General features: G+C 69.6%; 21 protein-coding genes. 12 read left to right on the top strand and 9 right to left on the bottom strand.

What is annotated here, in order from left to right; all coding sequences use genetic code 11:
• Positions 1-66: 66 nt before the first annotated feature.
• Positions 67-3,699, top strand: coding sequence for a DUF748 domain-containing protein (locus tag RMP06_RS18100; RefSeq protein ID WP_310463186.1), 3,633 nt, complete (start codon positions 67-69; stop codon positions 3,697-3,699).
• A 20-nt stretch (positions 3,700-3,719) separates the two neighbouring features.
• Here the strand turns inward: RMP06_RS18100 and RMP06_RS18095 are convergent, their stop codons facing one another.
• Genes RMP06_RS18095 through RMP06_RS18080 form a run of 4 tightly spaced genes read right to left on the bottom strand, consistent with a single transcriptional unit; the run spans position 3,720 to position 7,176 of the window.
• Complete coding sequence (locus RMP06_RS18095; RefSeq protein ID WP_310463185.1) at positions 3,720-3,980, bottom strand: hypothetical protein; 261 nt, start codon at positions 3,978-3,980, stop codon at positions 3,720-3,722.
• A 22-nt stretch (positions 3,981-4,002) separates the two neighbouring features.
• On the bottom strand, positions 4,003-4,272 hold the full coding sequence (locus RMP06_RS18090; RefSeq protein ID WP_310463184.1) for a RodZ family helix-turn-helix domain-containing protein: 270 nt from the start codon (positions 4,270-4,272) through the stop codon (positions 4,003-4,005).
• 4 nt (positions 4,273-4,276) lie between these two features.
• On the bottom strand, positions 4,277-4,531 hold the full coding sequence (locus RMP06_RS18085; protein ID WP_310463183.1) for a hypothetical protein: 255 nt from the start codon (positions 4,529-4,531) through the stop codon (positions 4,277-4,279).
• 44 nt (positions 4,532-4,575) lie between these two features.
• On the bottom strand, positions 4,576-7,176 hold the full coding sequence (locus RMP06_RS18080; protein WP_310463182.1) for a WD40/YVTN/BNR-like repeat-containing protein: 2,601 nt from the start codon (positions 7,174-7,176) through the stop codon (positions 4,576-4,578).
• Between the two features lie 332 nt (positions 7,177-7,508).
• Here RMP06_RS18080 and RMP06_RS18075 point away from each other — a divergent pair, with 332 nt between their 5' ends.
• Positions 7,509-8,012, top strand: a complete 504-nt coding sequence (locus RMP06_RS18075; RefSeq protein ID WP_310463181.1) for a hypothetical protein — start codon at positions 7,509-7,511, stop codon at positions 8,010-8,012.
• Positions 8,013-8,119: 107 nt separating this feature from the next.
• On the top strand, positions 8,120-8,548 hold the full coding sequence (locus RMP06_RS18070) for a GFA family protein (protein ID WP_310463180.1): 429 nt from the start codon (positions 8,120-8,122) through the stop codon (positions 8,546-8,548).
• A gap of 24 nt (positions 8,549-8,572) precedes the next feature.
• Here the strand turns inward: RMP06_RS18070 and RMP06_RS18065 are convergent, their stop codons facing one another.
• The 5 genes from RMP06_RS18065 to RMP06_RS18045 form a co-directional block, all read right to left on the bottom strand.
• Positions 8,573-9,700 (bottom strand): GNAT family N-acetyltransferase, encoded by a 1,128-nt coding sequence (locus tag RMP06_RS18065; RefSeq protein WP_310463179.1) that lies wholly within the window; start codon positions 9,698-9,700, stop codon positions 8,573-8,575.
• The gene (locus RMP06_RS18060) at positions 9,697-11,649 is read right to left on the bottom strand and encodes an MFS transporter (RefSeq protein WP_310463178.1); all 1,953 of its coding nucleotides are present in this window, start codon (positions 11,647-11,649) and stop codon (positions 9,697-9,699) included. Before RMP06_RS18060 ends, RMP06_RS18065 begins: the two co-directional genes overlap by 4 nt.
• A gap of 74 nt (positions 11,650-11,723) precedes the next feature.
• Positions 11,724-12,518 (bottom strand): DUF2145 domain-containing protein, encoded by a 795-nt coding sequence (locus RMP06_RS18055; RefSeq protein ID WP_310463177.1) that lies wholly within the window; start codon positions 12,516-12,518, stop codon positions 11,724-11,726.
• Positions 12,515-12,946 (bottom strand): hypothetical protein, encoded by a 432-nt coding sequence (locus RMP06_RS18050; RefSeq protein ID WP_310463176.1) that lies wholly within the window; start codon positions 12,944-12,946, stop codon positions 12,515-12,517. The genes RMP06_RS18055 and RMP06_RS18050 overlap by 4 nt, the downstream gene beginning before the upstream one ends.
• Before the next feature lie 16 nt (positions 12,947-12,962).
• Entirely contained in the window at positions 12,963-13,436 is a 474-nt protein-coding gene (locus RMP06_RS18045) for a YiaA/YiaB family inner membrane protein (protein ID WP_310463175.1), read from the bottom strand.
• A gap of 156 nt (positions 13,437-13,592) precedes the next feature.
• Between RMP06_RS18045 and RMP06_RS18040 the strand changes: the two genes are divergently transcribed.
• From RMP06_RS18040 to RMP06_RS18000, 9 genes are all read left to right on the top strand, one after another.
• Positions 13,593-14,354: a helix-turn-helix domain-containing protein gene (locus RMP06_RS18040; RefSeq protein ID WP_310463174.1), complete on the top strand. Its 762-nt coding sequence runs from the start codon at positions 13,593-13,595 to the stop codon at positions 14,352-14,354.
• 191 nt (positions 14,355-14,545) lie between these two features.
• The gene (locus RMP06_RS18035) at positions 14,546-15,889 is read left to right on the top strand and encodes a GH1 family beta-glucosidase (RefSeq protein WP_310463198.1); all 1,344 of its coding nucleotides are present in this window, start codon (positions 14,546-14,548) and stop codon (positions 15,887-15,889) included.
• 13 nt (positions 15,890-15,902) lie between these two features.
• Positions 15,903-17,141: an ABC transporter substrate-binding protein gene (locus RMP06_RS18030; protein ID WP_310463173.1), complete on the top strand. Its 1,239-nt coding sequence runs from the start codon at positions 15,903-15,905 to the stop codon at positions 17,139-17,141.
• 121 nt (positions 17,142-17,262) lie between these two features.
• Complete coding sequence (locus RMP06_RS18025; protein WP_310463172.1) at positions 17,263-18,162, top strand: carbohydrate ABC transporter permease; 900 nt, start codon at positions 17,263-17,265, stop codon at positions 18,160-18,162.
• A gap of 12 nt (positions 18,163-18,174) precedes the next feature.
• Complete coding sequence (locus RMP06_RS18020; protein ID WP_310463171.1) at positions 18,175-19,098, top strand: carbohydrate ABC transporter permease; 924 nt, start codon at positions 18,175-18,177, stop codon at positions 19,096-19,098.
• Between the two features lie 24 nt (positions 19,099-19,122).
• Positions 19,123-20,211 (top strand): ABC transporter ATP-binding protein, encoded by a 1,089-nt coding sequence (locus RMP06_RS18015; protein WP_310463170.1) that lies wholly within the window; start codon positions 19,123-19,125, stop codon positions 20,209-20,211.
• A gap of 24 nt (positions 20,212-20,235) precedes the next feature.
• Positions 20,236-22,770, top strand: coding sequence for a beta-mannosidase (locus RMP06_RS18010; RefSeq protein WP_310463169.1), 2,535 nt, complete (start codon positions 20,236-20,238; stop codon positions 22,768-22,770).
• Positions 22,767-23,810 carry a LacI family DNA-binding transcriptional regulator gene (locus RMP06_RS18005; RefSeq protein ID WP_310463168.1) on the top strand — a complete coding sequence of 348 codons (1,044 nt, stop codon included), beginning with the start codon at positions 22,767-22,769 and terminating at the stop codon, positions 23,808-23,810. Before RMP06_RS18010 ends, RMP06_RS18005 begins: the two co-directional genes overlap by 4 nt.
• A complete protein-coding gene (locus RMP06_RS18000; RefSeq protein ID WP_310463167.1) occupies positions 23,807-24,895 on the top strand; it encodes a Gfo/Idh/MocA family protein in 1,089 nt (362 codons plus the stop codon). Before RMP06_RS18005 ends, RMP06_RS18000 begins: the two co-directional genes overlap by 4 nt.
• Positions 24,896-24,900 lie beyond the last annotated feature (5 nt).

The raw sequence follows: 24,900 nt of genomic DNA, 5'->3' as shown, positions 1-24,900 counted from the left end.
ACACGGGCGCACGTCTGTGCGCTGCCAGACAGAGCGGGCGATTTAATTCACGAAAAGGGTGCAACTGTGGCGAATGGACTGAAGCGACTGGGGTGGGCCGTGCTGGCGGTGCTGGGGCTGTTGGCGCTGGCCTGGGTCGGCGTGCCACCGCTGCTGAAGTCGCAGGTCGAGCAGCGTGCCAGCGCCGCCATCGGCCGCCCGGTGACGGTCGGCCGGATCGACTTCAAGCCCTGGACGCTGGAGCTGACGGCCGAACAATTCGCCATCGGCGCTGCGCCGGGTGGTGCATCCGCCGAGCCGCTGCTGAAGATCGCCCGGCTCTACGCCAACGCCGATCTGCGCTCGGTGCTGAACCTCGCGCCCGTGCTCACCGCGCTGGAGATCGACCAACCCGAACTCCGCCTGACGCGCACCGCCGAAGGCCACTACGACATCGACGACCTGATCGCCCGCTTCAGCCAGCCCGCGACCACGCCTCCGCCGGAGGAACCGGCCCGCTTCGCGCTGCACAACGTGCAGTTGCGCGGCGGCGCGGTGCAGTTCACCGACCAGCCGCTGCAGCGCGAACACCGGCTCACCCGCCTGACGCTGGCCGTGCCCTTCCTGTCCAACCTGCCCGCGGCGATCGACACCGAGGTGACGCCGCGGCTGGCCTTCCAGCTCGACGGCACCGCCTTCGACTCCGAAGCCAAGGCCCGCCCATTCGCCGTCCAGCGGCCCACCCAGGCGCAATTCAAGCTCAATGGCTTCGATCTGGCGCCGTGGCTCGGGTACTGGCCCGATGCGCTGCCGGTGAAGTTGCAGCGCGGACGGGTGTCGAGCGAGCTGGCGCTGCACTTCGAGGCGCCGCCGAAGCAGCCGCCCGTCGTGCGCCTGAGCGGCCAACTGCATGCGGAAGACCTCGCATTGACCGACCGCGCCGGCGCCGCGCTGCTGTCGTGGGGCGCACTGGACGTGGCGCTGCGCGATGTGCAGCCGCTGGCGCGCCAGAGCACGCTCGGTGCCGTCACGCTCGATGGCCTGACGCTGGACGTGTCGCGCGATGCACAAGGCCGGTTGAGCCTGCAGCAGCTCGCGGGCCCGGCCGACTCCACACCGACACCCGCGGCCGCACCCGCCCCCGCGTGGCAGGTCCAGGTCGACTCCATCGCGCTGCGGAACACCCGTGTCCACTGGCGCGACGCCACCACGCAACCTGCCGCCGCCTTGACGCTGCAGGGGCTGGATCTGGAGACCGGCACCGTGCAATGGCCGCTGGCTGCACCGATCCCGCTCAAGCTGAGCGCCACGCTGCACGGCCCCGGCGCCGACAGCCCCGCCCAAGGCAAGCTGACCGCGCAAGGCGAAGCCAGCGACCGCGGCGCACAGGTGGACCTGCAGATCGAACGCCTGGCCCTGTCCGCCCTGCAGCCTTACCTCAACGCCACCCTCAAACCCCAGCTCGGCGGCGCGCTGTCGGCCAGCGGGCAGCTGCGCTGGGCGGCGGCGGACACGCAGAAACCGGCGCAACTCCAGCTCGACCTGAAGCAGGCCACCGTCGAGGCGCTCCAGCTCGACGACCGCAGCACCACGCTGGCCGCGCTGGGCAAGCTGCAACTCGACGATGCCACCATCGACCTGAACGCCCACACCGTGGCGCTCGCCCGCGTGCAGATCGGTCGCCCCGACACCCGCCTGGCGCGGGACGCCAAGGGCCAGTGGAATGTGCTGCAGTGGCTGGTCCCGCAGCCGCCCAGCCCGCCCGCCTCGCCACCGTGGCAGGTCACGCTGAACGACCTGCAGCTCCAGGACGGCCACCTCCAGTTCACCGATGCGCAGACCGCATCGCCAGTTCAGCTCGACATTGCCCAGCTCAGTGTCGGATTGCAGAACCTCGCGCTCCGCGGTGACCAGCTCGTCACGCCACTGCGCTGGCAGATCGGCGCCACCGTGGCCCCTGCTGCGACGACCACCGCAAAGGGCAAAGGCCCCGTGGTCCGCACGCTCGATGGCCGTGGCGAGCTGGGCCTCGCGCCGCTGCGGGTGCAGAGCAAGCTCAAGGTGCAGAACTTCCCGGTCCACGCGCTGGAGCCGTATTTCGGCGAAGCGCTCGGACTGAGCCTGCTGCGGGCGAACCTGGGCTACGAAGGCGATCTAGCGCTGCAGGACGGCCCGGCCGGGCTGAACGTCACGCTCAAGGGCGACGGCCGCGTCGGCGACGTGCAGCTCCACACCCGCCGCACCGCGCAGCGCACCAGCGACGAGCTGCTGCGCTGGCAGGCGCTGACGCTGCAGGGGCTGGAGGTCGTGCTCAAGCCGCCGCAGAAACCCAAGGTAGGAATCGGCGCGCTCGGCTTGAACGACTTCTACTCGAAGCTCGTCATCACCGAGGATGGCCGCTTCAATCTGCAGGATGTCGGCCCTGCGCCAGCGACCGCCCCCGACGCAGCAGCCAGCGCCCCGGCCACACCCGCCAGCGCGCCCGCCAAGGCCTCCGAGCTGCCGATCGACCTGACCATCACCGCCACCCGCCTGCGCAATGGCCGCGTCGATTTCACCGACCGCTTCATCCGCCCCAGCTACAGCGCCGACCTGAGCGAGCTGCAAGGCACCCTTGGCACGCTGCGTGCCGGCAGCCGCGAGATGGCCGAGATCACGCTGCGCGGCAAGGTCGCGCGCACCGGCACGCTCGACCTCGGCGGCCAGATCAACCCGACCGCGAACCCGCCCGTGATGGACCTGCGCGCCCGCGCCTCCGACCTGGAGCTGACCCCGCTGTCGCCCTACGCCGGCAAGTACGCGGGCTACGGCATCGAGCGCGGCAAGCTGACGATGGAAGTCGCCTACCGCATCACGCCCGAGGGCCAGCTCACCGCCACCAACAAGCTCGTGCTGAACCAGCTCACCTTCGGCGAGCGGGTCGAGAGCCCGACCGCGACGCAGTTGCCGGTGCTGCTGGCCGTGGCGCTGCTGAAAGACCGCAACGGCGTGATCGACCTGGACCTGCCGATCGGTGGCTCGCTCAACGACCCGCAGTTCAGCGTCTTCGGGCTGGTGCTGAAGGTGATCGGCAACGTGCTGACCAAGGCCATCACGGCGCCGTTTTCCTTCCTCTCGGGCGGCGGGAGCGACGACCTCAGCGTGGTCACCTTCGAGCCGGGAACGGCCACGCTGACCTCCGAGGGGCGCGACACGACCGACAAGGTGGCGAAAGCACTGGCGGACCGCCCCACGCTGACGCTGACCCTGCATGGCCAAGCCGACGGCCCCGCCGAACAGGCCGCCTACCGGGCCGCGGCGCTGGAACAACGCCTGCTCGCCACGGCACGCCGGGAGCGCACCGAGGCCGGCACAGCGCCCGACGCCCTCGACGCACCGCTGTCACCGGACGAGCGGACGCGCCTGCTCAAGGCGCTGGTCCGACAACTGCCGAAGGCGGTGCCTGCCAAGCCCGGTGCGTCTGCGTCCGCAGCACCCGCCAAGGTGTCAGCAGAGCCGACCGACGCCGAGATGACCGCGACCCTGGCCGCCGCCATCCCCGTGTCCGCCGACGTCTGGCGCGAACTCGCCGCCCGGCGTGGCGAAGCGGTGCGCGACGCACTGCTGGCGCGGCAGTTGTCGAACGAGCGCATCTTCCTCGGCGCCCCCAAGGCAAGCCGCAGCGACGGCGACGCGGCGGCGTGGAAGCCGTCCGCCGCGATGACGCTGTCCGCGAAGTAAGGCCGGAAGGCGTCCGTGGTTCAGCGCACGGCGCGGCGCTGCGCGCGCCACTGCAGGAACAGCACCGTGGCTACGCAGACACCGCCCACCAGCGCGCTGTCGAGCAGGAAGTACACGGGGCTGACCAGGTACTCGCCGCTGCAGAACGTGGCGAAGCTGCCCAGCGCCACACTGGCCCCAGCCCAGACCGGCCAGCGGGCACGCAGCCCGCCCAGGCGGTGGCTGGTCAGGCCCAGCAGCAGGCCGAACACGAAGGGGAACGATTCGACAAGGACTTCCATGGCGCTTCTCCTGAAAGGTCAGTCAGGCGGGCAGGACGGCAGGGCCGGCAGAGATCGCCTGCCCGGCATCGGCGCTGTCGGGGGAAACAGCACTGGTGTCGGACAGAGCGATCGCTGCAGCGGAGCCGGGGCGGGAAGGCGCCGCACCGGCATTGATTGGGGTCGCGGCGGCGGCCGCGCCGGGCGACTGGCCCGTGTCGCTGGCGGGCGCGGCGTCGCTGGTGGCACGCACCTGCTGGGCGTCGGTGCCGGCTTGGTCGATCTCGATGACGATGCGCATGGCTGGCTCCATCAGCTCAGTTGAGGACGGCAAACCGCCCCTCGAAATTGACGGTCTGGGCGGTCAGGTTGCGGACCGTGATCCAGTAGGTGGTGTGCGTGGCGTCGCCGCGGGCGACCGTCACGGACCACTCGATCTGCGCGCCGCCGCCATAGGGCGAGGTCGGCACCGCGTACCAGACCACGTGCCAGTCCGAAGGCCAGTTGAACGTGAACCAGCTGTTGGTCGCGCTGGGGGCGAGGCTGCCGGTGAATTGGGTTCCAGTCCACATGATCCGTGCTCCTTGGTCAGTGCAGTGCAGTTCGGGTGCCGATCTCAGTACTTGCTCAGGATGGCGTAGCGTCCTTCGAACTGGACGGCCGCCGCGGTGAGGTTGGTGACGTTGATCCAGTAGGTCACGTACTCGGACGAGCCGCGTTCGACCTGCACGGTCCAGCGCAATTGCGGTGTGCCCGAGGTCGGGCTGACAGGCATCACGGTCCAGACGACGTGCCAGGTCGCGGGCCAGTTGAAGGTGAACCAGCGTCCGCTCTGGTTGCCGGCGATCGTGCCGGTGAACTGCGTGCCGCAGATCGGCGCCGTCAGCCAGCCATCGACCGGTACTTCCCAGACGCCACGGTTGCGCGTGCCGGCCCGCAGCACACGGGCGTGCGGGTGAAAGACCAGATCGGCCACCATCACGTTCGGCAACCCGGTGCCCAGCGCCGCCCAGGCCGCGCCGCTGCTGAGCGACTCGTACACGCCGATGTCCGCCGCCACCCAGACCCGCCCGGCGTTGCCCGGGTCGGTGCAGACTGCGTTGATCGGCAGCACAGGCAAGCCGGCGCTGCGGTCGGTCCACGAGGTACCGCCGTTGGTCGAGGCATAGACCCGCCCGCCGCTGGAGGCCCGGTAGGTCACCCAGACGTTGTTGGGCGTGCCGGCTTCGACATGGAGGTCGCTCACCTGGGCGCCACTGCGCGGGACGGTCAGTTCGGTGCGCACCCAGGACGCGCCGTTCCAGTCCAGCCGGAAGACCCGGCCCACGCTGACGCCGACATAGAGCCGGTCCGCGGTCGAGGCGTGCATCGCCGTTGTCAGCAGGCCGGCCGGCAGCGCCACCTCGGTGAACGCCGTGCCGCGGTTGCGCGAGACAAACACGCTCTGCCCGGCCTGCGCCACGGTGTCGCCATTGACCTCGACCGGTGGGTAGAACAGCGCGCTGTACCCGGCGGGCACGGCCGGCCCGATCCAGCCCCAGCTGCCCCAGCCGCCGCCGGTGGTGGAGCGCTCCATGCCCATGCCGTAGAAGGTGTGGAAGCAGACGTTCGGGCTGGGCCGGTTCAGGCCGCAGTCGCCGCCGTCGCCGTCCTGGGCGTGTTCCCAGACGGCCGAACCGGTGTAGCGGATCGTGCCGTTGTCCTGCGTGCCGGCCAACAGCAGGCGGGTGCTGCCCCAGTCCTGCGCGAGGTACTCGATCTCGGTGATCGCCAGCCCGTTGTTCAGCGAGGTCCAGTTCACGCCGCGGTTGGGCGAGCGGTAGAGCCCGCCGTCGCTGCCGGCGAACAGCACGTTCGGATCGGTCGGGTGCAGCGCGAAGGCGTGCTGGTCCGGGTGGATCGAGTCGCCGCTGGTCTTGGCGGACATCGCCATCCAGGTCCAGGTCGCGCCGGACAGCGTGCCTCGGAAGTTGTCGATCGCCCCGACATAGACCTGGTTGACCGTGTCGGGCGCGGCCATCAGGCACCAGTCGTACCAGTCCTGCCCCACCGTCACGCCCGCGGGCAGCGCCACCGCGCTCCAGACGCCGGCCACGTCGCGCCGGTAGAGCCGGGCCGCGCCGCCGGACGAGCCGAACGCGTAAGCGACCCGCGGATCGCCGCGCACCATCGACACCGCCAGCCGGTTCCAGCTCGCCGGGGCGCCGGGCAGCGCCACCGCCGCCCAGGTCGTCCCGCCATTGGTCGAGCGGAACACGCCGTCGCTGCAGGCGGCCAGCACCTCGGCCGCCGCGCCGCCGCTGGTCTGGTAGGCCAGCGACCAGGTGCGCCGGGCGCGCCGCAGCGTCCAGGCCACGCCGCCGTTGGTCGATTCGTACAGCCCGCCGGTGGTGCCCGCCAGCACGTGGTTCACATTGACCGGATCGACGACGAGTTCGTAGAAGCCTTGTCCGACAAACGGTGCGCCCGCGACCAGCGACCAGGTCGTGCCGCCATTGGCCGACTTGAGCACCCCGGCGCCGAGGCCGGCGTAGAAGTTGCCCTCGCCGGTGCCGCAATAGACGGTGGCGGGCGCGGACTTGGCATAGGCGAGTGCGCCCACGGTCAGCGTGGGGGCCGAGTCGGTGCGCGGCCACCAGGTGGTGCCGTTGTCGAACGATTCCCAGACACCGCCCGCGGCCGAGCCGCAGAGCAGGTGGTTGCCGTTCGAGGGATCGACGGCGATGCTGGACACGCGGCCCGAGACGATGGTGCGCCCCGGGTTGCTGCCGTAGGTCTGGCCATTGGGCATGTAGACCGGGCCGAGCGAGCGCCAGGCCGGTGGCACGGCACGCGGGGCGGGCGCCGGGGGGCCGTCGCGCTCGGCCGGGCCGCCGGCCGCGTCGGTTTGCGGTGCGTAGTCAGGGGCGGCGCCAACGGCTTCGGCAGCGCCCAGGGCCACCGCCGCATCGGCGTAGCGCTGGGCGAGTTCCGCCGCCTGGTCCGACGCCGTGGTGGCGGCCTTGCCGACGCCTCGCCGCGCCTTGGTGCCGGCGGTCGGCTCATCGGGCACGGGGTCAGGGTCCATTGCCGCATCGGCGATGACCTGCAGACCACGGGGGTCGCTGAACTCGCGCAACCGGGCCAGCGCCTTGCCGCCTGCGGGCTTGGGCTGGAGCGCACGGGTGCCGGGCGCCGCTGCGGCGGGGCCGGTGTCACTCTCGAGCGGGGTCTTCATGTGTTCTCCTTGGGGGATGAACGTGGCGGTCGAACGGGGTGCGGGGCGGTGGGCGCCGGAGGCTTGGGCGCCTCTGGCGGTGGTGGCAAGGTCGGCGGGAGATCACGGCCCCGCTCGAACTCGTCCAGCCGCTCGCGCGCCGGTCCACCGGGCACGGGGCCGCGCGGATTCAGCGGTACACCGGGAGGAGGTTTGGGCACGGCGAGCCTTTCGATACAGCAAGCCTTCACAGTATTCACATTACGGGGTACTGAACAGCCCCCTTCTGTCGGCACTTCATCAGGGTTGATGACGCCGGCCGAAGCCTGCCGCGCTGTGCCAGACTGACCGCCATGCACCCTGTCGTCGAACTGCTCACCCGCCCGCTGCGCTGGCTGTTCCAGTGGCTGATCGCGCTGATCGTCCTGTTCGAGGAATGGGGCTGGGAGCCGCTGGCCCGGTGGATGGCGCAACTGGCGCAGTTGCCGCTGATCGGCTGGCTGGAGCGCCGCGTGGCCCGGCTGCCGCCCGCGCTGGCGCTGGTGGTGTTCCTGGCGCCGGGGCTGATGCTGCTGCCGATCAAGCTCGCCGCGCTGGCGCTGGTGTCACATGGCCACGTCTTCACGGGCATCTCCGTGATCGTGCTGGCCAAACTGCTCGGCACCGCGCTGGTGGCCCGCATCTTTCAGCTCACGCAACCGGCGCTGATGCAACTGGCATGGTTTGCGCGGGTTCACGGGTGGTGGATCGTGTGGAAAGAAACCGCGGTGGCGCAGGTACGGGCGTCGCGGGCTTGGCGGATTGGACGGTGGATTCGGCGGGGGGTGGTGCGGCGGGTTCGGGGGTGGCGGGCGTAGACCGGGAATGGTGATTTCGCTATGCTGGGGCACCGCGTGGCGGCGTCACGAATCGCTCGTCAAGCGGGTTTATGAACAGACGGGACGTGACAACCGAGGAACCTCAAATGACCGAACGAACCGGCCACTGCCTCTGCGGCGCCGTCCGCTTCCGCCTCTCGGCCGATCCAGTCGCGGCCCGCGTCTGCTGGTGCCGCGACTGCCAGCACCTGTCCGCCAACGGCACGGTCAACATGCTCGTGCCGACAGCGGCGCTCGACGTTGACGGGCAGACGAGCGAGTACACCAGCACCGCCGACAGCGGCAACACCATGCGCCGGCGTTTCTGCCCGACCTGCGGGGCGCATCTGTTTGCCAACTCGTCCGGGCGCCCGCAATTCACCGTCGTCCGCGTGGGCGCGCTGGACGATCCTTCTTCGGTGCAGCCGACGATGAACATCTGGACCAGCCGCGCGCCGACGTGGGCCTGCCTCGATGCAGCGCTGGAGCAGGTCGAGAAGCAGCCGGTGCCGCCGCCAAGCGCCAAGCCAGCCTGACGCTGACGGGCTGGCCGAAGGGGGTCACCCGCCCCGGAACTTGCTGCCCAGCCCCTTCAGCAACGCGATCGGCCCGAGCCGCGATTGCAGGTTCCACACAGACAGCCGCTGCGTCCGGCTGCGCCCGTCGTACCAGTCGAGCACCGAGGCGGTGGCGCCGTCCGGCTCGCGCACGCTGACCAGCGTGGATTCGTCGGCGGTGGTGTCGACGCTGTGCTGCAGCGCCTCGACGGTGAGCAGCAGGCTGGGGGTGATGTCGGCGTGGGCGGGGTCGTAGCAGGCGTGGCGCTCGATCCAGGTGTCGCCGCAGCGCAGGCGGATCAGGCCGGCGATCTCGCCGCCGTCGCCGCCGAGCAGCCACACCGCCGCGTCGCCGCGGGCCGCCAGCCGGGGCAGCCAGTCGCGGTAGAACGCGACGAGGCGCAGGTTGCTGCCGATGGTGACGCCGCTGCCGGCCTGCACCAGCGCCTTTTCCAGCAGGAGGTAGCGCTCCAGCGCCGCGCTGATCTCCTCGGGTGTCTCGGCGACCACGACGCAGGTGCCCGGTTGTTCGGCCTGCAGCCGCTGCTGCATCCGCAGGCGCTGGGCCTGCACGGACGCGCGCCGGGTGGCGACATGCAGCGCCCAGTCGGTGTCGAGCCGCTGGAACGGGGCGTCGATGTCGGGCTGCGTCTCGCTGGAAAATCCCTTGCCGGGGCGCTGCAGCATGCGCAGCGGCCAGCTGCCGGAGACCAGTTCGCGCAGGTCGAGCACCTGCCACTCCGAGCGCCGCGCGACCAGCGCCTCCCAGAGCACGGCCCAGACCCGGTCGGCGTCTTCCAGCGCCAGCAGGCCGGGCCGGTCGCCCTCCCAGATGCCGATGTGGCGCAGCACCTGCAGCGCCATGCCGTAGTGCCGCTCGGTGACCCGCACCAGTGGCAGCACGCCATACAGCCGATCCTGGTCATCACGCACCACCAGCACCCAGAGCTGGTCACCCGCCGCCGCCAGGTGCTGCCAGGCGAGACGCACGTAGCCCCAGGTGACGTACAGCCCGTACACCTCGGCCTGGTCCTCCAGCGATTCCCACGCCGTCCGCAGCGTCACCAGCGCAGACTCGTTGCGCACGACGGTGACGGAGAGTGCAGGCAGGCGGGGCGCAGGCAGGTTCATGGCATCGACGGGCTGGGGACAGGGTCGGGGTTTGGTCCGCCAGTGTGCAACAAGGCGCCGACCGCCGATTGCAGCCGCTCGGGCGTGACCTGCGCCGCGGGCAGCGCGGGGCCGGCGACCACCTCGACCCGGCTGAACAGCCCGCGCCGCAGCGGCCTGGCCATCGCCCGCCCGCCCTCGATGCGCGAAAACGTCGAGCCCCACAGATTGACCAGCGCCACCGGAACGACCGGCGCCGGCTGGCGCTCCAGGATCTTCATGATCCCGCCCTTGAACGGCTGCAGCGTGCCGTCGCGGGTGATGCCGCCTTCCGGGAAGATGCCGAGCAGGTCACCCTCTGCGAGCACCTGGGCGGCCTCGGCGAAGGCACGTTCGTAGACCACCGGGTCTTCCTTCTGCGGAGCGACCGGGATCGCCTTGACGAGCCGGAACAGCGCGCCCAGCACCGGCGTGGCGAAGATGCGGTGGTCCATCATGAAACGGATCGGCCGCGGGCTGGCGGCGGCCAGCACCAGCGCGTCCACGTAGCTGACATGGTTGGCGGCGACGATGGCGGCGCCCTCGGTCGGGATGTGCTGATCGCCGGTCAGTTTCAGGCGGTAGACGAAGCGCGTCAGCACGAAGGCCAGGAAGCGCAGCAGGTACTCCGGCACCAGCAGGAAGATGTAGCCGGCCACCAGCGCGTTGGCCAGTCCGGTCGCCAGGAACACCTGCGGGATGGTCGCGCCCGCCCCGAGCATCGCGCCCGCGATCACCGAGCTGGCGATCATGAACAGCGCGTTGAGGATGTTGTTGGCAGCGATGATGCGGGCGCGGTGGCTCCTGGGTGCCCGCAACTGGATCAGTGCGTACATCGGCACGCTGTAGAGGCCCGCCGACCCCGCCAGCAGCGCCAGATCGGCCATCACGCGCCAGTGCGCCGGCTCGGCCAGGAAAGCGCCGAGCGTGTACGACGCCGCGCCCTGCGGCAGCGGCAGACCGGTCGCGGCGAAGTACAGATCGACCGAGAACACCGTCATCCCGATCGCGCCCAGCGGGACCAGGCCGATCTCGACATGGCGCCTCGACAGCACCTCGCACAGCAGCGAGCCGGTGCCGATGCCCACCGAGAACACCACCAGCAGCAGCGAGGCGACCTGCTCGTTGCCGTGCAGCACCTCCTTGGCGAAGGCCGGGAACTGGCTCAGGAAGACCGCGCCGAAGAACCACATCCACGAGATGCCCAGCAGCGAGCGGAAGACGACGATGTTGCCGTGCGCGAGCTTCAGGTTGCGCCAGGTCTCGGTGAAGGGGTTGGGGTTGATCTGCAGGGCCGGGTCGGTGGCCGGGGTCGGTGGCACGAACTGCACCACGGCGCGCCCGAGCAGCGCCATCGCGATGCAGCCGATCGCCACCGCACGGGCGCCACCCTCGGCCATGCCGATCAGCAGCCCGCCCGCGACGTTGCCGAGCAGGATGGCGACGAAGGTGCCCATCTCGACCATGCCGTTGCCGCCGGTGATCTCGCGCTCGCCGAGGTGCTGCGGCAGGTAAGCGAACTTGACCGGGCCGAACAGCGTGGAGTGCAGCCCCATCAGGAACACGCAGCCCAGCAGCGTCACGACGCGCACGTTCACCGCGTCCTGCACGAACGCCCATGCTGCGAGCCCCATGATCCCGATCTCCAGCGACTTGACGAGGCGCATCAGCAGCGCCTTGTCGAGCTTGTCGGCGAGCTGGCCGCTGGTGGCCGAGAACAGCAGGAAGGGCAGGATGAACAGCGCCCCGATCGCCAGCCCGGCCAGCGACGGCGGCAGCCACGCCACCTGCAACTGGTAGGTCACCAGCACGGTGAAGGCGAACTTGAACAGGTTGTCGTTGGCGGCGCCGAGGAACTGGGTCCAGAAGAACGGCGCGAAGCGGCGCTGGCCGAGCAGCGCGAACTGGCTGGTCTGGTCGGGGTGACTCATCGGGGGAAGTCCTCGTCAGGGGCGGCGCGCCGGGGGTGGCGCCGCCAGAACACTGTAGTGCAAGCCGTGCCGGATCAGCGCACGGTCTGGGGCGCACCGGCCAGCGCGGTGCGTTGCAGGAAAGCGAACACCGAATCGACGGTGACGGTGTCGATGCGGTCGGAGAAGCGCCGGGCGCTGGGATGGTCGTCGAAGGCCACGTTGGCGGTGCCGACGCGGGCACCCAGGCGCTGGCCGGCGCTGAGGTTGAGCGTGGTGGGCTGGTAGCCCTTGAACTGCAGCCACGCCTGGGCGCGGGTGCGGTCGCAGGCACCGGGCTCCACCGCGCAGGCCAGCGTTTCGAGCGCCCACTGGTTGCTCTGCTGGTAACGCTGCGACCACGGGTAGGCGACCATGCTGTACGGCTTGTGGTGCAGCACGGCGGCGCGCTGGTTGTCCTGCAGCAGCGGGCGCAGCGCGGCCTGCACGGCGGGTGTCGGGAGGACCAGCGCGGCTTCGTAGTCGAACAGGTCGTCGCTGAAGAACTCGGCCAGCCCTTGCCGGTACAGCGCCGATTCGGCCGTGCCGCACTGGTTGAGCTTGTGGACCACACGCCATGCCTTGGCCGCCTCGTCGCGGTAGACGTAACCGAAGTGCGAGTAGCGCAGGCCGTAGCGGTCGAGGTTCTGGCCGCGGCGGGCGATGACGGCCAGCGTGGCGCCGCTGTCGTCGAGCCAGCGCACGGTCTTCACGGCGAGGTCAAGGGAGCGGCGGATCTGGTCCGGCGACGGCGGTTTCTCGGCACAGTTCTGGCCGGCCCGGGCCGGTGGCGGCGTCAGCACCACGGCCAGCGCCAGGGTGGCAACGGCAGCGGCAGCGGCGGTGTTCATCGCGTCATCCGTTCGTTGTAGAGCAGCGAGGCGCCGATCTCGTTGGGCACGAAGCACAGCGCCTTGCCCGCCGCCGACAGGATCCAGCCAGTGCTCAATGCCGTCACCACCACGGCGGTGCCGACAGTCGCCGACACGGCTTCGGCGCCGGCTGCGCTCAAGGTCAGCACGACGCTGGCGCCCGTGGACGCCTGCGTCAGCACCCAGACCGTTCCAGCCGCCGCCACCTGCACGCTGGCCACCGTCAGCACGGCACCCGCCGACAGCACGGCCGCAGCCGGCGCTGCCGAGATCGCCAGTGGCACGCCCAGCGACAGGGCGGACAGGGCGCTGGCCTCAGAGCCATCGCGGTGCGCCTGCGCTGCCATCGGGGCCAGGGTGACCGTGGCGGCCAGCAGGAAGCCGAGGAGCTTGTTCGGGGTTTTCATGGGATTCACCTTGTTTTCACGTTTCTTCGCGGGCTTCGCGGCGACCTTGCAGGCGCGCTTCCAGCACATCCGCCTCGTGGGCATCGCGCAGCGTCTTGGCCAGCGTGAACACCGACGAGATCAGGAATAGCCAGCTCACGGCGAGGTAGGCCTTCCACACCGGCTGCACGTCCATGCGCCACAGGCCCCAGCCCGTCAGCGCCATCGCCAGGAAGAAGCCGCCCCACACCACCCACTTCCAGCCGGGCGTGTCGCTGCGGCGCTTGTCGTTGTCGCGGATGAACTTGGACAGCCCGAACGCGGAGGTCAGGCAGAACAGGTAGCCCATCACCATGAACGCGCGGTCCAGGTCCTGCCCTGGCAGCCAGGCCAAGCCGGTGGCGCACAGCGTCACCGCCAGACCGAACGAGATCCAGACCTGGGCGCGCCAGGCGGGGGTATCGCGGCGCACGACCGAGGACGAAGACGGGGAAAAAGCATCGGAGGACATGGTGTGGGGCCTTTCGGCGGCTGGTGCGTTGAACACGGAATGGATGCTCGGGCAGAGCGTCCCGGGGTGCAACGATAAGCAACGAAATATCGGGCAATGCCTCGATGAGTATCATTTGGCGATACCTGATCGACCGAAAACGCCAGAGGACACGCCGTGAGCACCACCGCCGACCTGATCCGGGTCTTGAAGGCCGAGCTGAAGTCGGCCGGCATCACCTACGCCGCGCTGGCCGTGCAGCTCGACATGGCCGAGTCGAGCGTCAAGCGCATGTTCGCGCAGGGCGACATGCCGCTGTCGCGCATCGACGCCATCTGCCGCGTGCTGCGCACCGACTTCGCCGAGCTGGCCCGGCGCGTCGCCGACGACACGCCCGCACGCACCGAGCTGACCCCCGAGCAGGAGCGCGCCGTGGTCGCCGACCGCAAGCTGCTGCTGGCGGCGATCTGCTGCCTGAGCCAGTGGACCTTCGAGCAGGTGCTGGCAGGCTACGGCTACACCGAGGCAGAACTGACCGGCTACTTCGTGCAGCTCGACCGGCTCGGTTTCATCGAACTGAAACCGCAGAACCGCTACCGCATGAAGGTGGCCAAGACCTTCCGCTGGCGCCCGCACGGGCCGGTGATGCAGTTCTTCCGCGCGGAGGTGGTGCCGGACTACTTCCGCGGTGGCTTCGACGGCGAGGGCGAGCAGCTCATGCTGGTCCACGGCGAGATCAACACCCGGCTAGCCCAGGTCTTCAACGAGCGCCTGGCGCGCATCGCCAGCGATTTCGCCCAGCAGCACCTGGCCGACCAGCGCCTGCCCGAGGACCAGAAGCAGCCCTACACGCTGGTGATCGGCATGCGCTCATGGCTGTTCGGGCCATTCCGCGATCTGCGCCGACGGGCAAAGGCCGAGACCTCCTGCGATCGCTGAGCGGCGCCTGAAGTGCCGACCCCGGGATTTCCCGATGGCCCGGGTTTCCCCTCTCCTGACGGCGCGCTGACATGGCGACACTGACAGCGTTTTGGAACCGGTTCCAACACACTGTCAGTCCGGAGCCCTTCTTGTCCGATTCCATCGCGCACCCGCTGTCCGACACCATCGCTCCCCCGACGGATTCCGCGATGGCGCAGCCCGATTTCCTGTGGGGTGTGGCCACGGCTTCGTACCAGATCGAAGGCGCCATCCGTGCCGACGGCCGCCTGCCAAGCATCTGGGACACCTTCTCGACCACCCCGGGCAAGACATTGGGCGGCGACACCGGTGAGCACGCCTGCGAACACTACAGCCGCTGGGCCGATGACGTTGACCTGATCGCCGATCTGGGTGTCGATGCCTACCGCCTTTCCATTGCGTGGCCGCGTGTCATGCACGCCGACGGCACGCCCAACCAGGATGGCCTGTCGTTCTACCGCCGCTTGCTGGCCCGCCTCGGGGCCCACGGTGTGCAGCGCTTCGTCACGCTCTACCACTGGGATCTGCCGCAGCACCTCGAAGACCGCGGCGGCTGGCTCAACCGCGACACGGCCTACCGCTTCGCCGACTACGCCGCGCTGGTCGCCCGCGAGCTGAGCGGGCTGGTCGAGGGCTGGATGACGCTGAACGAGCCGTGGTGCTCGGCCTTCCTCGGCTACGGCAACGGCCACCACGCGCCGGGCCTGGCCGATCCACGCTACGCCACGCAGGCGATGCACCACCTGCTGCTCGGCCACGGGCTGGCGCTGGAAGCCATCCGCAAGAACGACCCTGGTACACCCGCCGGCATTGTCGCCAACATCGGCCGCGGCACCTCGGACAGCACCGACCCGGCCGATCAGGAAGCCGCGCGGCTCTATGAGCTGCAGCACAACGACTGGGTGCTGCAGCCGCTGCTCGCCGGCAGCTATCCCACCGACCTGTGGGACAAGCTCTGGCCCGGCAGCGCACCGCTGGTGCTGCCCGGTGACATGGCCACCATCCGCCAGCCGCTCGATTTTCTCGGCATCAACTACTACTTCCGCAGCAACCTGCGCAGCGACGGCGCGCACGGCTTCCGCGATGTCCCGCTCGACGGCGTCGAGCGCACGCAGATGGGCTGGGAGGTCTACCCGCAGGGGCTGGAAGACCTGCTGCGCCGCTTCAAGTCGGTCTACCCCGATCTGCCGCCCATCTACATCACCGAAAACGGCATGGCCAGCGACGACGCCGTGGTCGATGGCCGGGTGGACGACACCCAGCGCCAGGCTTACCTGAAGGGCCACTTCGCGGCGGTCAGCCGCGCGATGGAGGCGGGCGTTGAAGTCCGTGGGTACTTCGTGTGGTCGCTGATGGACAACTTCGAATGGGCCTTCGGCTACGAGCGCCGTTTCGGGCTGGTCCATGTCGACTACGGCACCCAGGTGCGCACGCTCAAGGACAGTGCGCACGCTTTTCGATCCTTTCTGCAACAGCGTCGGGCAGCCGCTACCCCAGCCGCCCTTACAACCTGAGGAGACACAAGCAATGACGACGATCCTGAACATTCGCATGAAGCAACTGGCCGCCGCCGCGCTGATCAGCGTCGGCGCAGTCGGCGCCGCCCACGCCCAGAAGGCGGAAGTCATCCACTGGTGGACCTCGGGTGGCGAAGCCGCCGCCATCAAGGAATTCGCCACGATGTACACCAAGGCCGGCGGCACCTGGATCGACACCCCCATCGCCGGTGGTGGCGGCGCGCAGGCCCGCACCGTGATGGCCAACCGCACCATGGGCGGCGACGCTCCGACGGCGGCCCAGTACAACTACGGCAAGCAGTACGAGGAAATCATCAAGGAAGGTCTGCTGAACAACCTCGATGACATCGCCGCCAAGGGCAACTGGGACAAGCTGCTGCCGGAGAAGATCCGCAACGCCGTGAAGGTCAACGGCCACTACTACGCTGTGCCGGTCAACCTGCACAACGAAAACTGGGTCTGGTACAACAAGGCCGTTCTGGCCAAGGCCGGCGCCAAGGAGCCGACCAACATGGACGAGATGTTCGCGGCCATGGACAAGGTCAAGGCCGCTGGCGGAGTCACGCCGCTGGCGCTGGGCGGCCAAGGCTGGCAGGAAGGCATCACCTTCCGCGGCGTGCTGCTGGCCACTGGCGGGCAAGACCTGTACCTGAAGACCTTCAAGGACAAGGACGCTTCCACCCCGGGTTTCCGCAAGGCCGTCGAGACCTTCAAGAAGCTCAAGGGCTACGTGGACGCCGGCTCGCCGGGCCGTGACTGGAATCTGGCCACCGGCATGGTCATCGAAGGCAAGGCTGCCTTCCAGATGATGGGCGACTGGGCCAAGGGCGAGTTCGTCAACGCCGGCAAGACCGCAGGCAAGGAATACGGCTGCTTCATGGCCGGCGGCCCGAAGATGCCTTACGCCATCGGCGGTGACGTGTTCGTGTTCCCGAAGCAGAAGGCGCCTGACGCCGCTGCCGCGCAGAAGAAGCTGGCCGAGATGATGATCTCGCCGGAAGGTCAGGTCGCCTTCAACAACAAGAAGGGCTCGATCCCGATCCGCACCGACGTGGACACCAGCAAGATGGACATGTGCGCCCAGATGGGTGTGCAGGCTGTCAAGGAAGGCCGTCTGCTGCAAGGCACCAACGAACTCCTGAGCCCGGATGCCGTCGGTGCTTTCGAGGACGCCATCAGCAAGTACTGGAACTCTGCCCAGTCCGCCGACGACGCCATCAAGGCGATGGCCACGGCCCTGAAGCGCTAAGGCTTCCCCGCGCGGGGTCGGCTGCCCGACCCTGCGCTCTCTTTCTCCCCTTCCGCGCGCAAGCGACGCCGCAGACGCCAGTCGTCCGGGTCGCGCTGCCGCATGACCAGCGAGGTCCGCCATGGCGCGCGCCGCACGACCGAAACGCCTGAACCTGGCCCTGCACGCCGCGCTGCTGCCGCTGGCCATCACTGCCTTGCTGGCCTACGTCGGCTCGGTGATCTGGAGCATCCGGATCTCCCTGTCCTCGTCCAAGCTATTCCCGCGGGACGACTGGGTCGGGCTGATGCAGTTCGAGCGCCTGTTCGAGACCGACCGCTGGACCGTGTCGCTGCAGCACCTGGGTGTGCTGGCGGTGGTCTATGTGCTGGGCGTGCTCGTTCTGGGCACGCTGATGGCGATCTTCATCGACCAGCAGGTCAAGGCCGAGAGCTGGTTCCGCACGATCTTCCTGTATCCCTATGCGATGAGCTTTGTCGTCACGGGCCTGATCTGGCAGTGGCTGTTCAACCCCACGCTGGGCCTGCAGAACGCCTTCCGCCTGATGGGCTGGGAGAGCTTCACGCTCGACTGGACGGTGCGCTCCGACATGGTGCTCTACGCCATCGGCCTGGCCATGGTCTGGCAGGGCAGCGGCACGACGATGGCCATCCTGCTGGCGGCGCTGCGTGGCGTCGATGAGGAGCAGTGGAAGGCCGCCCGCCTGGAGGGTGTCTCCAAGCCGCGCTACTACCTCAGCGTCGTGCTGCCGCAGCTCGGCCCGGCGTATGCCACGGCGTTCGTGCTGCTGGCCGTGGCGCTGGTGCGCACCTTCGACGTGGTGGCCGTGATGACCAGCGGCGGCCCCGGCGACGCCAGCGAAGTGCCCGCCAAATTCATCATCGACCACCTGTTCGGCCGCAACAACATCGGACTGGCCTCGGCCGCTTCGGTGGTGATGCTGGTCACCGTGTTCACCGTGCTCGCGCCGCTGCTGTACTGGCGCTCCAAGGTCCAGGCGCGTCAGAACGCCGGCCACTGAGGGTTTATCGACATGAGCACCACTGCAACTTCCACGGCCCTCCCCGCCGCCCCGGCGACGCCGCGTGGCCAGCGTCCGCGCCGCCCGCTGGTCACCCCTGCCCGCATCGGCATCTACGCCTTCCTGCTGGTCACCTCCGCCTTCTTCCTGCTGCCGTTGTACGTGATGGTGGTGACCTCGCTGAAGTCGGCCGACGAGGTGCGCCAGGCGGTGATGTTCGCCTGGCCGTCCTCGCCGCAATTCGGCAACTGGGCGGAAGCCTGGTCGTCGGCCTGCATCGCCCTGGCCTGCGAGGGCATCCAGGGCGGCTTCTGGAACTCGGTGCGGCTGGTCATCCCGGCCACCCTCCTCTCGGTGTTCCTCGGCGCGCTCAACGGCTACGCGCTGAGCTTCTGGCGCTCGCGCTGGGGCGACATCCTGTTCGGCATCATGCTGCTGGGCGCCTTCGTGCCCTTCCAGGTGATGATTTACCCGCTGGTGGCGTGGTTCCGGCTGGGCGGCTTCTACAACACCTACTGGGCGATCCTGCTGGTCCACTGCATCTTCGGGATGCCGGTGCTGACGCTGCTGTTCCGCAACTACTACATCTCCGTGCCGAACGAGCTGTTCAAGGCGGCGCGCATCGACGGCGGCGGTTTCTGGCGCATTTTCTTCCAGCTCATGCTGCCGATGGGCACGCCCATGCTGATCGTGGCGACCATCCTGCAGGTCACCGGCATCTGGAACGACTACCTCTTCGGCCTGATCTTCGCCGGCAAGGACAACTACCCGATGACGGTGCAGCTCAACAACCTGGTCAACACCACCTTCGGCGTGCGCCGCTACCACATCGACATGGCCGCCACCATCCTCACGTCGCTGGTGCCGCTGGCGGTGTACTTCTTCTCCGGTCGCTGGTTCGTGCGTGGCATTGCCGCCGGCGCGGTCAAGGGCTGATTTCAATTTTTTCGAGACTCCACCATGGCCAGCGTCCACATTGACAACCTCGACATCGTCCTCGGCGGCAACACCATCCTGAAGGGCATGAACCTGGAGGTCGCCGACGGCGAGTTCCTCGTGCTGCTCGGTCCTTCGGGCTGCGGCAAGTCCACGCTGCTGCACACCATCGCCGGCTTCAACGATGTCGCCGAAGGCAGCATCCGCATCGGCGACCGCGACGTCACCTGGGCCGACCCCAAGGACCGCGAGATCGGCATGGTGTTCCAGTCCTACGCGCTCTACCCGACGATGAACGTCGAGCGCAACATGTCCTTCGGGCTGCGGGTGGCGCGGATACCGAAAGCCGAGATCGAGAAGCGCGTGGCCAAGGCCGCCGAGATGCTGCACCTGACGGAGCTGCTCAAGCGCCGCCCGGCGCAGCTCTCCGGTGGCCAGCGCCAGCGGGTCGCCATCGGCCGCGCCGTGGTGCGCGACGCCAAGGTCTACCTGTTCGACGAACCGCTGTCCAACCTCGACGCCAAGCTGCGCGCCGAGCTGCGCCGCGAGCTGAAGCAGCTGCACCTGCAGCTCGGCGCCACCATGGTCTACGTCACCCACGACCAGGTCGAAGCCATGACGCTGGCCGACCGCATCGCGGTGATGAAGCTCGGCGTGATCCAGCAGATCGGCACGCCGGACGAGATCTACACCCGCCCGGTGAACCTGTTCGTCGCCGGCTTCCTCGGCTCGCCGACCATGAACACGCTGCGCGGCAGTCTGGTGGCCCGCAGCGGCGGCACCACCGGTTTTGTCGGCAAGGAGCTGAGCACCGACGTGTCGGCCTACCCCTTCACCGCACCCGCGCTGGATGGCCGGGAAGTGGTGCTGGGCGTGCGACCCGAGCAGGTCCGGCTGGCGCACACGGTCGGCACCGCCACACCCCACACTGGCCGCCTCACGCTGATCGAGCCGCTCGGGCCGCAGAAGATCGTCTGGTTCACGGTGGGTGACGTGCTGTTGAGCGCCATCGCCGACGACCAGTGGCAGGGCACGGTCGGCGAGCCCATCGCCTTCGGCTTCGACCTGCCGCGCGCCTCGGTGTTCGACGCCAAGAGCGAAGCCCGGCTCTGAGCCAGGCCAACCCCAGGACACCCCATGCCCCGCCCCCTGATCCAGCAGCCGTTGCACGACGGCTGGCGGTTTCGTGCGGCCGATCCACGGCTGGGTGACACGGAACAGTTCACCACAACCGACGGCTGGCAGACCGCCAGCGTGCCCGGCACCGTCTACCAGGACCTGATCGCCAGCGGCGCCATCCCGGACCCGCTCGTCGGGCGCCAGGAGGCCGAAGTGCAGTGGGTGGCAGAGCGTGACTGGTGTTACCGGCTGGACTTCGACCTGGGTGCCGATGCCTTGCGCGACCGGATGGCGCTGGTGTTCGACGGGCTGGACACCTTCGCCCGCGTCTGGCTCGACGGCCAGCCGCTGGCCGAGAGCGACAACATGTTCGTGCCGCTGCGCGTGGACATCACCGACCGGTTGCCGCATGCCGGGCCGAGTCGGCACACACTGTGGATCCGCTTCGACAGCGCGCTGCGCCGCGGCCGCGACCTCGAAGCGCACCACGGCGCCCGTCCGCTGTGGAACGGTGATTCCAGCCGGCTCCATGTCCGCAAGGCGCCCTACCACTACGGCTGGGACTGGGGCCCGACGCTGCTGACCTGCGGTCCGTGGAAGGCGGTCCACCTGGAAGCCGCCGATCTGCGCATCGCCGAGCTGGCCAGCCCGGTGACGCTCAGCGGCGACTGGACCCACGCCCGCGTGGACCTGCACACCCGCCTCGGCGGTGACCCGAGCAACAACGTGGCGCTGGAGCATGCGCTGTTCGACCCCGCCGGCACGCTGGTCGCCACGCACCACAGCCGCGCCACCGCGCAGCACACCGCCTCGCTGTCGGTGGACACGCCGCAACTCTGGTGGCCAGCCGGCCACGGGGCACAGCCGCTCTACATCCTCCACACCCGCCTTCTCCGCGCCGATGGCACGGTGATCGCCGCGCAGCAGCGCAGCCTCGGCCTGCGCCGGCTGCGGCTGGTGCAGGCGCCGGTGGCGGGCGAGGCGGGACGCAGCTTCGTGTTCGAGGTCAATGGCCGCGAACTCTTCTGCGGCGGCGCCAACTGGATTCCCGACGACAACCTGCTCAACCGCATCACCCCGGCCCGCTACCGCGAACGCGTGCAGCAGGCGGTGGACGCCAACCTGGTGATGCTTCGAGTCTGGGGCGGCGGCATCTACGAGGACGAGGCGTTCTACGACGCCTGTGACGCCCTCGGCGTGCTGGTCTGGCAGGATTTTGTCTTCGCCTGCGGCCTGTATCCAGCCCATCCGGCGTTTGTCGCCAGCGTCGAAGCCGAGGCCCGCGCCGCGATCACCCGGCTGCGGCATCGGGCGAGTCTGGCGATCTGGTGTGGCAACAACGAGGATTACACGCTGGCGGAGACAGTCGGCGCACTCGGTTCAGCCCCGGGCAGCGACCCGACACGCTTCGAGGCCCGCGTGCTCTACGAGCAGGTGCTGCCCACGCTGTGCCACGCGCTTGATCCGGGTCGCCCGTACTGGCCCGGCAGTCCCTACACCCCGCCGGCCTCCGGCACCGGCCAACCCCGCCTGTCGCAGGACGCCACCGCCGGCGACCGCCACAGCTGGGAGGTCTGGCACCAGCTCATGCTCCCGTACCAGCGGTATGCCGAGGTCGGCGCGCGCTTCGTCAGCGAGTTCGGGATGCAGTCGCACCCGTCGATGGCCGTGCTGGACAAGGCGATCCCGGCGGAGGAGCGCTTTCCCGGCAGCCGCACGCTGCAGTGGCACAACAAGGCCTCGTCCCCGGTCGGCATGGACGGCCACCGCCGGCTCGCCGTCTACCGCGCCGACACGCTGCGCCACCCGGACACGCTGGCCGCCGAGGTCTATGCGACGCAGTTCGTGCAGGCCGAGGCGATGCGCCACGCCTACGAAGCCTTCCGCCGCCGCTGGCAGACCCCAGGCGCGCGGGCCTGCGGCGGGGCGCTGGTCTGGCAGTTGAACGACTGCTGGCCGGTGACAAGCTGGGCGATCATCGACAGCGACGGCCGCCCCAAGCCGGCGTGGTACACGATCCGCCGGGCGATGGCGCCGCTGGCCTGCGCGGTGCGGCGCGGCGATGCCGGCGTGTCGGCCTGGGCCGTGAACGGGACGGACGCCGTGCTGACCGTGCAGGCACGCTGGCAGTTGCTGGCGATCGACGGTGCGCCGATCGACGACACGACCCCCGCGGACGTGTCGCTCGCCGCCAATGCCGTGACCCCGCTGACGCCGCCGCCCGCGTGGTTCGCCGATCAGGCACGACCGCTGATCGCCCGACTCACGCTGACCGGCGCCACCCAGGCGGCACAGGCCCATGCCTGGCCCGAGCCGTTCCGCTGGCACCGCTTCCCCGACCCGCAGGTGCAGGTCGTCGCCGAGCCGGGCAGCGACTTTGTCCAGGTGAGCGCCAGTCGCCCCGCCAAGGGGGTTTGGCTGGAGGCACCGGATGGGCGCTTCGAGGACAACTTCCTCGACCTGCTGCCGGGTGAGGTGCGGCGGCTGCGGGTGAGCGGATCCGTGCATGGGATCCTCGCCAGTTGTCTCAACACTTGGCAGGACGCTCCGTGAGCACCATCAAGGATGTCGCCCGACTGGCAGGCGTGGGGGTAGCCACCGCATCCCGCGCACTGTCGGGCAACGGCTCGGTGTCCGAGGACACGGCCCGGCGCGTGCGCGACGCCGCGGCCCAGCTCGACTACCGCCCCTCCAGCACGGCGCGTGCGCTGTCGCTGCAGCAATCCGGGGCCATCGGCGTCTATGTCCCCGGCTTCGACGGCCATTTCTACTCCGGCATCGTCGCCACCATCGACAGCGTGCTGCGCGCCAATGGCCGGCACATGATCGCCGCCAACGGCTGCGGCATCGGCTCGACCCGCCAGCTCGACCTCGACGGCATCGACTTCCTGATCGGGCGCGACTGCGACGGCCTGATCGTCGCCTCCAACCGCCTGCACGACGATGACCTGGAGCGGTTGATGGAGCGCATGCCGACGCTGGTGGTCATCAACCGCCGCCTGGCCGAGCACCACGACAACGCCTTCTGCGCCGATCACCAGGCCGGAGGACGGCTGGCCGCCCGCGCCTTGCTGGCCCGCGGCCACCGCTGCATCGCCACTGTCCGCGGCCCGCGCAACACCCCCGACAACGAGGCGCGCCTGAACGGCTTCAGCGACGAGCTGGCCCGCCACGGCGTGTCGGTGCGGCCCGCGCACAGCGTCGATGGCGATTTCGACCTCGCCAGCGGGGCAGCAGCCGCCCGACAACTGCTGGCCGGCGCAGCGGGTGGGCGACCGGCCTTCACCGCCGTGTTCGTCGCCAACGACCTCATGGCGCTGGCCGTCATCAGCCATCTCACGCAAGCGGGGTTGCGGGTACCGGAAGACGTGTCGGTGCTCGGCTACGACGACGCCGAATTCGCGCCCTTCACCTCGCCGCCCCTGACCACCATCCGCATCCCCACCGCCGACGTGACCATCAGCGCCAGCCGGCAAGTCCTCAACCTCTGCTATGGCCTGGACTGGCCGGTGGCGCGTGACTTCCCTCCCGAAGTCGTCTGGCGCCAGTCGGTCGGCCCCGGCCCGCACCCTGCCCTCCCGGACCTCCCATGACCACTGCCACCCCTGCCTTGCCGATCGGCATCATCGGCTGCGGCAACATCTTCCCCGCCTACCTGAGAACGCTGGCCCGCTGCCGCCGCGTGCGCATCGTCGCCATCGCGGACGCCAACGCCGAACTCGCCGCCAGCCGCGCCGCCGAACACGGCCTGACCGCGCTGTCCATCGACGCCCTGCTCGCCAGCGAGGCACAGATCATCCTCAACCTCACGCCGCCGCAGGCGCACCACGCGGTCGGCCTGCGCGTGCTGAACGCCGGCAAGCACTTCTTCACCGAGAAGCCGCTGGCCGCCACCTTCGCGCAGGGGCTGGAGCTGGTCGAGCTGGCCCGCGCCAAGGGCCTGCGGGTCGGCTGCGCGCCGGACACCTTCCTCGGCGCGGCGGGGCAGGCGCTGCGGGCGCTGGTGGACGCCGGCACGGTCGGTGCGATCCGCCATGGCACCGCGCAGTTCATGAACCACGGCCCCGACCACTGGCACCCGAACCCGGCCTTCTTCTACCAGCCCGGCGGCGGGCCGCTGCACGATGTCGGCGTCTACTACCTGACGCACCTCGTCAACCACCTCGGCCCGGTCGACCGCCTCACCTCGACCAGCCACACCACGCACAACCCGCGCACCGTTCCGCTGGGCGAGCGGGCCGGCGAGCAACTCCCGGTGGCGGTGCCGACGCACGTCGTGACACAGCTCGCCTTCGAGAGCGGCGCGCACATCGTGCTCACCTCCAGCTTCGATGTCTGGCGCCACACGCACACGCCGATGGAACTCTACGGCGACGACGGCACCCTGCTCGGCGCCGACCCGAACCAGTTCGGCGGCACCGTGCGCCACAACCGCCAGACCGGCGAGTTCGTGCGCGCACCGGGCGGAAGACCCTACACGACCAACAGCCGCGGCATCGGGCTGATTGACATGGCGCTGGCCTTGCAGGAAAACCGCCCTCACCGCTGCAGCGCGGACATGGCGCTGCACGTCCTCGAAATCATGGACCGCGCCCTCGACGCCGGCCGCACCGGCCAGCCCGTCTCCCTCACCACCCGCTGCGAGCGCCCGGCGCCGCTGACGGGCAAGTTGTTCTAGGAGTC

The sequence above is a fragment of the Sphaerotilus sp. genome, assembly GCF_031429695.1.
Classification (GTDB): domain Bacteria; phylum Pseudomonadota; class Gammaproteobacteria; order Burkholderiales; family Burkholderiaceae_C; genus Sphaerotilus.
The sequence above is the reverse complement of the archived record's forward strand: the minus strand, read 5'-3'. Positions and strand labels throughout refer to the sequence as shown.